The organism is Bdellovibrio sp. (genome assembly GCF_047637665.1).
GTDB lineage: Bacteria > Bdellovibrionota > Bdellovibrionia > Bdellovibrionales > Bdellovibrionaceae > Bdellovibrio.
This window is the reverse complement of sequence record NZ_JBLJBT010000043.1, coordinates 1-12,794: the sequence shown is the minus strand read 5'-3', so window position 1 is coordinate 12,794 and position 12,794 is coordinate 1. Positions and strand designations below refer to the sequence as shown.

The 12,794-nt window shown below is 46.4% G+C and carries 10 protein-coding genes; 7 read left to right on the top strand and 3 right to left on the bottom strand.

Features of this window, described 5'->3' with window-relative positions; genetic code table 11:
* Positions 1–61: 61 nt before the first annotated feature.
* From gltX to ACM64D_RS14405, 5 genes are all read left to right on the top strand, one after another.
* Positions 62–1,543 (top strand): glutamate--tRNA ligase, encoded by a 1,482-nt coding sequence (gltX, locus tag ACM64D_RS14425; RefSeq protein ID WP_415063932.1) that lies wholly within the window; start codon positions 62–64, stop codon positions 1,541–1,543.
* Positions 1,544–1,551: 8 nt separating this feature from the next.
* Positions 1,552–3,003, top strand: a complete 1,452-nt coding sequence (gene cysS, locus ACM64D_RS14420; protein WP_415063931.1) for a cysteine--tRNA ligase — start codon at positions 1,552–1,554, stop codon at positions 3,001–3,003.
* A 241-nt stretch (positions 3,004–3,244) separates the two neighbouring features.
* Positions 3,245–3,718, top strand: a complete 474-nt coding sequence (locus ACM64D_RS14415; protein ID WP_415063930.1) for a hypothetical protein — start codon at positions 3,245–3,247, stop codon at positions 3,716–3,718.
* A 126-nt stretch (positions 3,719–3,844) separates the two neighbouring features.
* Complete coding sequence (locus ACM64D_RS14410) at positions 3,845–4,333, top strand: hypothetical protein (protein ID WP_415063929.1); 489 nt, start codon at positions 3,845–3,847, stop codon at positions 4,331–4,333.
* A 64-nt stretch (positions 4,334–4,397) separates the two neighbouring features.
* Positions 4,398–4,871, top strand: coding sequence for a hypothetical protein (locus tag ACM64D_RS14405; RefSeq protein ID WP_415063928.1), 474 nt, complete (start codon positions 4,398–4,400; stop codon positions 4,869–4,871).
* 71 nt (positions 4,872–4,942) lie between these two features.
* Here the strand turns inward: ACM64D_RS14405 and ACM64D_RS14400 are convergent, their stop codons facing one another.
* From ACM64D_RS14400 to ACM64D_RS14390, 3 genes are all read right to left on the bottom strand, one after another.
* Entirely contained in the window at positions 4,943–6,598 is a 1,656-nt protein-coding gene (locus ACM64D_RS14400; RefSeq protein ID WP_415063927.1) for a glutamine--tRNA ligase/YqeY domain fusion protein, read from the bottom strand.
* 135 nt (positions 6,599–6,733) lie between these two features.
* The gene (locus ACM64D_RS14395; protein WP_415063926.1) at positions 6,734–7,216 is read right to left on the bottom strand and encodes a hypothetical protein; all 483 of its coding nucleotides are present in this window, start codon (positions 7,214–7,216) and stop codon (positions 6,734–6,736) included.
* A gap of 100 nt (positions 7,217–7,316) precedes the next feature.
* Positions 7,317–9,629, bottom strand: coding sequence for a penicillin acylase family protein (locus tag ACM64D_RS14390; RefSeq protein ID WP_415063925.1), 2,313 nt, complete (start codon positions 9,627–9,629; stop codon positions 7,317–7,319).
* Positions 9,630–9,773: 144 nt separating this feature from the next.
* On the opposite strand from ACM64D_RS14390, the gene uvrB reads away from it, so the two are divergent.
* A complete protein-coding gene (gene uvrB, locus ACM64D_RS14385) occupies positions 9,774–11,852 on the top strand; it encodes an excinuclease ABC subunit UvrB (RefSeq protein ID WP_415063924.1) in 2,079 nt (692 codons plus the stop codon).
* The coding region (uvrC, locus tag ACM64D_RS14380; protein ID WP_415063923.1) for an excinuclease ABC subunit UvrC at positions 11,839–12,794 on the top strand (956 nt) is incomplete at its 3' end. The genes uvrB and uvrC, both read left to right, overlap by 14 nt.

Below are 12,794 nucleotides of genomic sequence, written 5' to 3'. Positions count from 1 at the left end.
AGGCTTGGTTTTTCTAAACCAGGCCTTTTTTATTTGCGCTTGGGTAGTTGGAGTATCTCACATGACCTCAAAAATTTCCCCTCATGTTCGCGTTCGTTTTGCACCGTCTCCGACGGGCTATTTGCATGTCGGCGGAGCTAGAACAGCTCTTTATAACTATCTCTTTGCGAAAAAGAACAAAGGGGAATTCATTCTGCGTATCGAAGACACCGATGAAGCTCGCTCCACCGAAGAATCTCTGCGCGGAGTGGTGGATGATTTGGTGTGGTTGAATCTTCTTTGGGATGAGGGGGTGGACCCTGTGACTCTCAAAGATGTGGGCCCCTATGGTCCCTATCGTCAAAGTGAACGTCTTCCGATTTACAAAGAGATTGCAGATAAACTTCTTCAAAGTGGCAAAGCGTATTACTGCTTTTTGACGGATGAAGAGTTAGAGCAACAAAGAGAAGCGGCCAAGGCTGCCGGTCAACCTCCGCATGTGAACTCTCCTTATCAGGAGTGGCCTTTAGCGAAATCTTTAGAGCATATCAAAGCCGGCCATAAAGGTGTGGTGCGCTTTAAAACCAAGGGTTTAGCAAAAGACTATGTTTTCACTGATATCGTGCGCGGTGAGGTGAAGTTCCCATCGGATATGGTGGGGGATTTTGTACTTCTGCGTTCTGACGGAATGCCGGTGTATAACTTCTGCTGCGTGATCGACGATCATATGATGAAGATCACCCACGTGCTTCGCGCGGAAGAGCATCTTCCTAACACCTTAAGACAGATGATGATCTATGAGGCGATGGGCTGGCAAACTCCTGAGTTTGGCCACATGGCTTTGATTTTGGATGAGGACCGCCAAAAACTTTCTAAGCGTAAAGGCGCTGTGGCTTGTGGTCAGCTCAAAGAAGAAGGCTATCTAAATTCTGCAGTATTGAATTTTATTGCTCTTCTTGGCTGGTCTCATCCAGAAGGGAAAGAGATCATGACGGTGGAAGATATGATTCAGGCTTTTGATGTCTCTCGCTTGAATCCGTCAGGAGCGATCTTTGACCGTGTGAAATTTAAGTGGATGAATTCGATGCATTTGCGGGCGCTTCCGAATATGGAAATCTGGAATCATATTCAGCCTTTCTTGGCGCGCGAGCAGATGGAGTTACCCACGGACCCGGTATGGCAGGAAAAATCTGTGGCGTTATTTAAGAACTACATGGAAACCTTCGCGGATGCGATTGAACTCTACAGACCGTTGAATGATAAATCCTATGTGATTTTGCCAGAGGCTGAAGAAACTTTGAAATGGGAGCCGACCAAGGCAGTTTTGACTGCGTGGAGAGATCTGGTGAAAGCGTTCCCATCGGAGTACATGACTGAAGATGAGTTTTTGAAGCTTCAAGATGAAGTGAAAAATCAGACGGGCGCCAAAGGGAAACATCTTTTTATGCCGATTCGAGTGGCTGTCATTGGCAAGCCTCATGGGGCGGAATTAAAAATCCTGGTGCCACTTCTTAAAAAAGACTCTTTGATTGCCAGAGCGGAACAAGCTTTGGCGGCAACATAAGGTGATACATGTCTCAAAAGATTTACAGCTCCCAGTCTAAGCAGCTTGAAGAATTTATTCCTCTGACCCCGGGTCAGGTGAAGATGTATGTGTGCGGTCCCACCGTTTACAACTTCCTTCATGTGGGAAACTTTCGTGGGGTTGTGTTCTTTAATCTTGTGCGCAACTGGCTTGAGAATCAGGGGTATAAGGTGACTTATGCTCTAAACTTCACGGACGTGGATGATAAAATCATCAATCGCGCCGCCGACATGGGGGTTGCTCCTCATGATCTTTCGGAAATGTATATCACCGAATATAAGAAAGACTTCGCTTCTTTGGGGCTAAGACCTCACGATCACAATCCCAAGGTCACCGAGCATATGGATGAAATTCGTTCGATGGTGCAGACCTTGATTGAAAATAAGAAAGCCTATGAAACTCAAGGCGACGTTATGTACTCGATTGAGTCTTTTCAAGGGTACGGCAAACTCAGTGGTCGCAACACCGATGAGTTGCAAGCCGGGGCTCGCGTGGATGTGGATGAAAAGAAACGCAGTCCTTTGGATTTTGCATTGTGGAAAGCGGCAAAACCCGGAGAAGTTTCATGGCCGTCGCCCTGGGGACCGGGGCGTCCGGGATGGCATATTGAGTGTTCAGCTATGATTAAGAAAATCTTTGGTGAGCAGATTGATATTCACGGTGGTGGTATGGATTTGATCTTCCCGCACCATGAAAACGAGATTGCGCAAAGTGAAGGCTGCACGGGGAAACACTTTGTGAAATACTGGATGCATAACAATATGCTTAATTTCGGTGGACAGAAAATGTCCAAGTCTTTAGGTAACGTCGTCACCATGCGCGAGTTCATGGAGACATACAACGCCGAGATCTACAAGTGGATGATCTTGTCTGTTCACTATCGTTCCATGAGTGATTTTAGTGATGCTGCCATTGACAGGGCAGTCGCGGGCCTGGCTCGAGTTTATTCGGCGTTGTCTTTGGCGGAAAGCTATCTGTCACCTGAAGTGACAGCGGTAGATCCTGGTTTTGAGAAAATCACCAAAGAGGCTTGGGTGAAGATTGAAGCCGCGTTGAATGATGATTTTGGAACTCCGGAAGCCTTTGCGGCCATGTTTGAGGTGGTTCGCCAGTTTAACAATCAAGTGCGCCGTGGTCTTAAATCCAATCCTGCTGTGCAAGGCAAGGCCCTGGCCTTTGTGAATTTCGTCAGAAAATTCGGCGGACTTTTAAGTCTATTCCAGGAACCGGCTCATGAATTTTTGGTGAAACTGGACGATATGCTTTTAAGAAAGATGAACATTGAACGTCCACAAGTGGATGCTTTGGTGGCAGAGCGAGCGAAAGCTCGTGAAGCAAAGGACTTTGCGAAATCAGATGAGCTTCGTGGGAAGTTAACCGCCATGGGGATCTCTGTGAGTGACACTCCCGAAGGCAGTTTCTGGGAAGTGACGAAGTAACGGAGATTCAATTCATTTAATCGTTACAACAGCGTCATCTTGAGGTTTGTAATGCGCGGGTTTGAGATGATGCTGATGAGTAAGTAAAATCTACTAAGTTCTCTTTGTATAATCATTATGGTTATTTAGCCTCTGTTTAATAGGGAGAAGTCTCTCAATTAAAATGCCTCCTTTACAGGCACATGGAGTCCCGCTAGTCTGCCGGAAAAGTTATAAAGTATTACTTTTCTGGAGGTTAATAATGAAAAAGGGATTTCAAAAGGCTGTGCTAAGTCTTCTTGTTGCCAGTCTGTTTACGTTTTCAGTTAGAAGCGCCCATGCGTTTGATATCGTTATGTCGCCGATGGCCCTTGTTCTAACACTTGAATCTATTCAGTCGGACTCTAAGCCTAAAGTGTATTTCTTTGCTATGACCCGAATGGGGCTGGAGGATCTTACCGGGCTCAAAAAGATTGATGGACTTCTTTTTGTTGGGCTCGTTATTGGACTTCCTCTTTTATTGTTGAACGAGAATTCACAGAAGGTCACCGTTGATGCAGAATCTTTGCGACAGCTTGGTTACACAGACGTGGAGATTCAAGAGTATGCAGAAGAGACGGAGCAGGTTTTGCAAACGTTGAAAGGAAGAACCTTCTCTTCAGAACAGGAAGCTCTCCAGGCCGTTCATGGTTTAAAGCTAGGCGTTGTTGCTAAAGACTTGATGAGAATTAACTAGTTTATGTGGCACTCGGTGTTTAAATTCATTTTATCTGTCGCTTCAATAGTTGTTATGACCTCTAGGGTTGAGGCGAGAACTTGTGTACTGTCTTTTTTTGAAAAGGACTCTCAGTATGATCGACTCGTGAATCTTGTTTTTCAGTATGAACCTCAAATTGATGTGTTTCGACGGGCTCAGTTGGAAGATGTGGAGAGATGTCTGACGCGCGATGAATATGACGAAGTTGTATGGGTTTCTCACGGAGTCCTTGCTGATGGGATCAGTCAGTACAGCGCGCCGATACTGGTTCAAGACAATGGAAGAAAGATTGTTTTAACCAAGAGATATTTTGAATCACTGTCTTCGCGCTTGAACAATGGGCAACTTAAAAAATTCAGACTGAGTGTGTGTGGATTAAATTATGGGAAAGATTTTTATAACTCTCATCAGTCTGGAGAGCTATTCTCAAGTGTTGATATCTTGCTTCATGCATTGTCGAAACAGGGAGTGAAGATTGATCTTTCGAAGCGGTCTACTCTGGGTTCTTGGTTGTATAAAAAAGAGGTGACCTCCCTTGCTCGATATTGGCTTGAAGAGAGTCTGCCGCCGGATAGGCAGATGATTTATCCTTAAATGAGAGTGCTCGTAATATGATGCTGAAACGAATAAATTAAATATTGATTTAACAGGAGCTTTTATGAAAAAGGGATTTCAAAAAAACATGCTAACTCTTCTTGTTGCGAGTCTGCTTACGTTTTCAGTCAGAAGCGCCCATGCTTTTGACGTCATTACGTTGCCGTTTACCGTTTGGATGACGCTGGCGTCTGTTTCGACGGACCAGCAGCCTACAAACTATGTATTTCTCATGACCCGAAAGGGGTTTGGTGAACTGGCCCGGCCTGAAAAGTATAATGTACTTGGTTATGCGGGGATCATTATAGGATTTCCCCTTTTATTGTTGAGTGAAAACTCGCAGGACGTGACTGTCGATGTTGAATCTTTGCGACAGCTTGGTTACACAGACGTGGAGATTCAAGAGTATGCAGAAGAGACGGAGCAGGTTTTGCAATCGTTGAAAGACCGAACGTTCTCTTCAGAACAAGAGGCGCTCCAGGCGGTTCATGATTTAAAATTAGGCGTTGTTGCTAAAGACTTGATGAGAATCAATTAGTCTTTGTGAACCGGCGAGAATAACAAAAAGGTCCTCGGGGTGAGGACCTTTTTTGATTTGTTATCGATGGATTAATGCCCTGATGCCAGGCCGACCGTCATATTAAACACCAAGGCTCCGGGTTTGGAGTCTTGACTGTCTAAGCAGAAGTAACCCACGCGTTCAAATTGGTATCTGTGTTCAAGAGAAGCCTCTTTCAATCCCACTTCCAGTTTTGCGTTTTTTACGACTTTCAAAGAATCTGGATTGAGATTGGATTTAAAGTCTTTGCCCTCTGGAGTGTTCTCTGGATCTGATACAGAGAACAGGCGACCGTAAACACGAACTTCCGCTTCAACGCACTCGGAAGCTGAAACCCAGTGAATGATGCCTTTGATTTTTCGACCATCCGAAGTCGGTTTTCCACCTTTGGTTTCGGGAAGGTACGTACAGTGAAGTTCTGTAACTTTCCCTGAAGAATCCTTGATGACTTCGTTGCATTTAATAACATAGGCGTTTCTAAGTCGTACTTCTTTTCCGGGAGACAATCTAAAGAAATCAGCCTCTGGATTTTCTTGGAAGTCGGAGGACTCAATATACACTTCTTTGGTGAAGTAGAATTTTCTTTTACCCAATTCGGGCTTCTTAGGGTGAACGGAGGATTCTAGTTCTTCCTTGTAATCCGCCGGAAGATTTTCGATCACTACTTTAATGGGATCTAAAACGGCCATCGCACGATGTGCGCGAGCATCGAGGTCATCGCGAACGCAGGATTCAAGGATGTCATACTCAATCACAGACTCAGCCTTGGCAACGCCAATGCGCTCTGCGAACAGGCGAATAGACTCTGGAGTATAACCGCGTCTGCGAATGCCTGAAATCGTCGGCATTCGTGGATCACTCCAACCATCCATGTATTTTTCTTTTACCAACTGAAGAAGTTTGCGCTTACTCATAACCAAATAGGTCATGTTCATGCGCGCAAACTCATACTGGTGAGGATGAGCCGTCACTGGACAATTTTCGATACACCAATCATAAAAGGGACGGTGATCTTGGAATTCCAAAGTACAAATGGAATGCGTGATGCCCTCAATCGCATCGGACAAAGGATGAGCATAGTCGTACATAGGATAAATGCACCACTTGTCACCAGTGCGATGGTGATGCGCTTTACGGATGCGATAAAGCAAGGGGTCGCGCATGTTCATATTCGGCGATTTCATGTCGATCTTAGCGCGCAAAACATGGGCGCCTTCTTCAAACTCTCCATTTTTCATTTGCTCAAAGAGTTTCAAGTTTTCTTCCACAGATCTGGTTCTGTAAGGACTGTCTTTGCCGGGGGTTGTGAAGTTCCCGCGATATTCGCGCAGCTCGGCTTCGCTGAGACTGCAGACATAGGCTTTGCCTTCTTTGATCAAGTAAACGGCCCAGTCATAAAGTTGTTGGAAGTAGTCTGAGGCAAAGTAAAGATGCTCATTCCAGTCAAAGCCCAACCACTTGACGTCGTTTTTGATGGACTCGACGTACTCAACGTCTTCAGTTTCGGGATTGGTGTCGTCGAAGCGAAGATGGCAGCGACCTTTGTATTCTTGGGCTAAACCAAAATTCAGACAAATCGACTTGGCGTGACCCAAGTGAAGATATCCATTGGGCTCCGGTGGAAATCTCGTGACAATGAAAGTGTGTTTTTTGGATTCAAGATCCTTTTCGATGATCTGCTTGAGAAAATTATTTGCTGTTTCCATAGCCCTCAAATGTATCAGGGGAGGTCTGGGATTGTCTAATGATACCTGATACTTTGCGGCGCAATTTAAGTGCTCCATGTCATCCCAAGGAGGGGCTTTGAGAGTGTGAGTCAAGTTCGCGAAGTCGAGGGCTCTTTAGAGACCCGCCAGCAGAGAGTCCAGATCTTTGAGATCCACTTTGGTTGTGAAGTCCTTGGTGCTTTTGCTGACCACTCCAAAGGGAATATCCCCCCACCATTTTTCGACAACAAGTCCTTCCGGGGTTGTCTCCGTGATCTTGCAGGTTTCGTAGGTCCCCGCAGGGGCCGTGATTTTCTCAAGGACTCCCCCTTGAGAGAGGCACCCCGCAATAAGTGTTTTGAATTTCTCTGGTGTGTAAAGTTCGGCGACTTCCATCACTTTAGAGGACTTCTTTTCGCCTAACGTGGTTTCAAGTTTAATGGTCCACATATGAGTTCGAGCATTGAAAGCGCTGACTTCTTTGGAAATATGCACAGGGGTGTTTGATCCATCAAGAAGTCGGATGGTTCCTGTCCACTGGACTTTGTCTCCGACGCCGGGATAAGCCAAGCCTTGGGTGACACAAAGAAATATTAAGAGACCAACGGCATACTTCATGATTCATCCTCCGTATTAAGAGGAAGGATGGCATAAAGTGCTCCATTTGAAAGCGGTTCTGCGCAGGACCTGTGAGGATACAAGGTTCTTATCTGCTCTTCTACATGGCAGGGGGAATTAGCTTCAGTTCGTGAGTTTTTGTCGCCGCAATATCCTTTTCATCCATCAGTTGCGGACGGTATTTGCCCTCTAAGAACATCGGCACTTGGTCTTTATAAAAAGGCGACAAAAGATGGCCTGATATTCCAATGGGATTGATGCCCCAACTTTTTTGCGGGTTCGCAAAATCGATGATTCGACGAGTGGAGGGGCCCGCGATCACTTTGAAGTCGCCCCCCAGGGCGCGCATTTTGTTGTTATTGATTTCATTATAAGCTCCCGGCATGGGGTAGGGGCCTAGGTTGAAAATAAGATTCAGAGGGAAACTTCGTCCCAAGGGGTGAGTGTACTCAACCGTGTGCAGACTTCCCCAGGTCGGATTGTCTTTTGTTTTTTTTGCAGCCGAAAGGAAGCCTTGAGTGAGAAGTTGCGAAAGATCTTTTCCCTTTTCCCATTGCGATTGCGGATCTAAAAGGACCTTTTTATAAAAAGACCAGGCGTAAGGAGTGTTCAGATAGGCCTGACGTTTTTCATCCTCCCAATCGCTTAGAAGTAAAAGGATATTTTCGTTGTTCCACTGATGAAACAAAGCGGCCTCAAGGGAGGAGCTGTCGGAACGAAGATTCCACGCTTTTAAGGACTCAAGTTGTTTTGAATAAGTTTGCGAATCACTCGCGCCAAGCTCAAGATTCTCAAGGAGTTTTTCCAGGAGGAGTTTGTTTTGAGAATTGTAGTTTTCAGTTTGCAAAACTTTAAAATCTTCAGCACTCCAGAGATCTTTTTCTGACAGCGCCTTGGTGATGGTTTGGTGGCGGTCGTCGGCCTGCCAATCTCCGCGAATTCCCCAAGAGAGTCCTGCAGGTCTTGAATTGGCGGTCACGATAAACCCTTGAGGAGGGTTGACCAAGTGAGGCTTTTCCTCCCAGGGAAGGACTTTTTGATACTCGTCAACGCCGGAGGCTCCATCGAGGATCATGTCTGAGTTCGGATTCTTTTTCACGGCGATATCCCCGAAAATCCACCAAGCGATATTTTCGGCATCGGCATACATCACATTGAGCCCGGGGGCCGTGGCATGCTGAAGAGCATTTTCAAAATCCTTTAGTGTGTGAGCCTCGGCCATCTCGCGCAGGGATTTCATGGGATTATTTAACGGGCGATGATAGGCCCACTTGAGAGATAAACCTTTGTCACTAAGGACTTCATCCATCAAGGGCCCGTGCGATGTTTCAATCATGGCGAGATTCAGATCGGGTTGGCCCTTGATCTTTATTGTTTCTGTCCACTCTTGATAAGGTAGGGGTTTGTTTTGAAAAAGAGCGGTCTTTTGTTCTCGATCCAGCGTTTCGCGATAAAGATCCATGTCGTCAGCTAAAGACATCGTGAAGCCCCAGGCGTGGTGACGGTTGTGACCAAGGATCGCAAAGGGGACGAGTGGCAGGTAATGGCCATAGAGTTCAAAGTCGGGAGTTTGAATATGGGCCTCGACCCAAACGGAAGGGGAGGAAAAACCAATGTGCGGATCATTGGCAAAAAGGCTTTTGCCAGATTGTGATCTCTGGGGGGCCACCAGCCAGGCATTGCTGCCGTCGAAGGAGGCAGAGAAAAGGCCTTCGGTGAAAAGCTCAAAGGGTTTAAAGAAATGATTCTCGGCGGTTTTTAGTGGGGCAGTGAGGGGGTCATTTCTCAATGTCTGAAATTGCTCCCGAGGGAATTTCTTGGCAAGCTCAGTCATCAAGGGATCGGCTTTGAGTGCAATTCCAAAACTATAGGCCATGTGGCCGGTCATAATAAAAGCGTCAAGCGGAGTGAAGGGGCGAGGTTTTATTCTTAGAATTTGCAACTCATAAGGGAGAGGGCGAGTCTCTATGTACTGATTGACGCCATCGAAATAAGCCTCCATCTCGGCCCAGAGTTTGTTATCGAAGCGTCCCTCGCGTTTTTCCAGTTCCAGCATGCGCTCCATGGATCTTTTCAGCATCAGACTGCGATAAAGTTTATCACTTTTGAGGGCGGCCTCGCCAAAAACCTCACTCAAGTTTCCTTGGGTCATTCGACGTGACAACTCCATTTGAAAAAGACGCTCGCTGGCCATCACAAATCCCAAGGCTCTGAGAGCGTCGGTCTTGTTGTCGGCCTGAATATGAGGAATCCCAAAGGTATCGCGGGTGATCGTCACGGGATGTGAAAGATTTTGAATCTGAATCTGTCCATCCAAGGGCGCTAAAGTGGTTTTTAAAAATAGATAAACACCAAAGGAAATAAGCCCCAAAAAAAGAATAAGACCAGGAAGGCCGCGCTTTAATAATTTCATTCAGAAACTTTCGGATGGACCGGGTTGGGACGCAAGCGGCTTTGATGTCACTGTGCAAAATTGGACCTTCTGGACCTCGATAACGCATTGTAGACTGAAAAAAACACCAGGCACCTTTTTGGGGGGCGTGGTAGAGTTGGAGGGATGGGGTCTTCGTTTAAAAAGAACTTTCAATTGGTGTCGGAGTTTAAGCCTTCTGGGGATCAGCCGCGAGCGATTCAGCAGATGCTTGAAAATTTTGAGGCGGGTTTGAAACATCAGACTTTGCTCGGGGTCACGGGGTCGGGAAAGACGTTCTCGATGGCACACACGATTGCCAAACTCAACCAGCCGGCCTTGGTGCTGGCTCCAAATAAAACGTTAGCAGCGCAACTTTATGCTGAATTTAAAGAACTCTTTCCGCACAATGCCGTTGAGTACTTTGTCAGCTACTACGATTACTATCAGCCCGAAGCTTATATCCCTTCGACCGACACCTATATTGAAAAAGACTCCGCCATCAACGAACAGATTGATCGCATGCGCCACTCAGCGACGCGTTCGTTGTTTGATCGTCGTGATGTGATCATTGTGAGTTCGGTCTCCTGCATCTACGGTTTGGGCTCACCTGAAGCCTATGAAGGGATGATGATTCAAATTATCTCTAATACCGAGATGAAGCGGGATCATCTTTTACGGGAACTCATTCGTATTCAATATCAAAGAAACAACGTTGATTTTTCACGGGGAACCGTGCGAGTGCGCGGGGACAATGTCGAGATTTTTCCTCCCTATGAAGAAGAGCGCGCAGTGCGAGTTGAGTTCTTTGGTGATTTTATTGAAAGACTTTCGTGGATTGATCCTCTGACCGGGCAGGTTCTTGAAGAGTTGGATCAAGTCGGAATTTACCCCGGAAGTCACCACGTCACCAGTGAAGACAATCTTAATCGTGCGATTAAGACGATTCAGGAAGAGCTGCGAGAGCGCCTGGTCGTGCTCAATCAGGAAATGAAGTTTTTAGAGGCGCAACGTTTGGAGCAAAGAACCTACTACGACATCGAGATGATGGAGCAGATGGGTTTTTGTCAAGGCATTGAAAACTACTCTCGTCACATGACCGGGCGGGGACCGGGTGAGCCGCCTCCCACTCTTTTAGAATACTTCCCTAAAGAGTTCGTGACCTTTATTGATGAATCCCACGTCACCGTTCCCCAGATTGGGGGCATGTACCGAGGAGATCGGGCGCGAAAGTCCACTTTGGTGGAGCACGGGTTTCGTCTGCCGTCGGCTCTGGACAACCGACCTCTGAATTTTCAAGAATTTGAAAGTATGATGGATAAGGTGGTCTATGTTTCGGCAACTCCAGGGAACTATGAACTGCAAAAATCCGAAGGTGTTATCGTCGAACAGATCATTCGTCCGACGGGATTGATTGATCCCATTGTGGAAGTGCGCCCGGTGAAACACCAGGTTGATGATCTTCTCAAAGAAATTCGCGAAAGAATCAAAAGTAAAGAGCGGGTATTAATCACCACGCTGACGAAACGTTCGTCTGAAGATCTTACCGAGTATTATGAAAATCTTGGTATCAAAGTGAAGTACCTGCACAGTGAAATTCAAACTGTGGAAAGAACCGAAATTCTGCGCGATCTTCGTTTGGGAGTTTTTGACGTTTTGGTCGGGATCAACCTTCTGCGAGAAGGTTTGGATATTCCCGAGGTCAGTTTGGTCGGTATCACGGATGCGGATAAAGAGGGTTTCTTGCGTTCAGAGCGGTCCCTGATTCAGACGATCGGACGGGCTGCCAGAAATATCAACGGTCGTGTAATTCTTTATGGCGATACAATCACGGAAAGCATGCGCAAGGCCATTGGAGAAACGGAACGTCGCCGTCGTATCCAACAGGAATACAACGAAACCCACGGTATTACGCCTCAATCAATTCGTAAAAGAATTAAAGAAGGCCTGGGCGAAGTTTTTGACGGCACATTGGCAAGCACAGTTTTGCAGGGTGAAAATAAGGCGGGGGCAATTATGAATAAATTTGCCCATCAGCCGGATAAGTTGCAGCAAGAGATTGAAAAACTTCGCGCAAAAATGAAAGAACACTCGGCCAACTTGGAGTTTGAGGAAGCCGCCAAGGTCCGTGATGAAATCAAACGTCTGCAGATTGCTGAACTGGGTATTCGCAGTGGTGAGGTTGAGTCCGAAAGTGCGGAGGTGCTCAAGGATGGCCTCAAGTAGATTCGAGGAACTTCGCGATAAGGTGAAAGAGTTCCCCACGCAAAGTGGGGTCTATCTGATGAAAAGTCAGACGGATAAAATCATTTATATCGGGAAAGCCAAGAATCTTCGCAATCGAGTGCGCAGCTATTTTAACGACAGCAAGGATCATTCTCCCAAGACGCGTTTGCTGGTTCAGAATATCAATGAAGTTGAATACATTCTGACCAAAACCGAAGTGGAGGCGTTCTTGCTGGAAGCCTCTTTGATTAAAAAACATCGTCCCAAATACAATATCCGACTTCGTGACGATAAGGCGTATCCCTACATTCGTTTTAGCTGGGGGGATGAATTCCCTCGTTTATATTTGGCAAGAAAAGTTAAAAAAGATGGTTCCTTGTATTTTGGTCCTTACACTTCGGGACTGGCGGTGCAAGGGACGATTCGCTTTTTAAATCGAACTTTTAAAATCCGTGATTGTACAGATGCGATGTTTAAAACCCGCAAACGCCCTTGCATGACCTATCAAATTGGTCGGTGTACGGCGCCTTGCGTGAATTACATTTCACAAAATGAGTATCGCGAAGAAGTCGAAGGAGCCAAACTCTTTTTGAAAGGACAAAATCGCAAAGTTGTGAAGTCCATCACCGAAAAGATGATGCTGGCGGCGGAGGAAGAAAAGTTTGAAGTGGCAGCGCGTTTGCGGGACTCCGTTCAAGCCATCAAAGCGATTTTAGAAAAACAAGCCGTGATCAACGACACCACCGAAAAAGACCAGGATGCGGTTGGTTACTTCGGGGATGAGCGTGGATGTCTTATTGAAACGGTTCACGTTCGTGCCGGAAGGGTGATTGGCACAAGGTCACACTACCTTCCGCATTTTGATCCCAACGACGCGGTTGAGGATCCTCGCGAATGGCTGGTGGATTTCCTGAATCAATACTATGAAGACAACTTTATCCC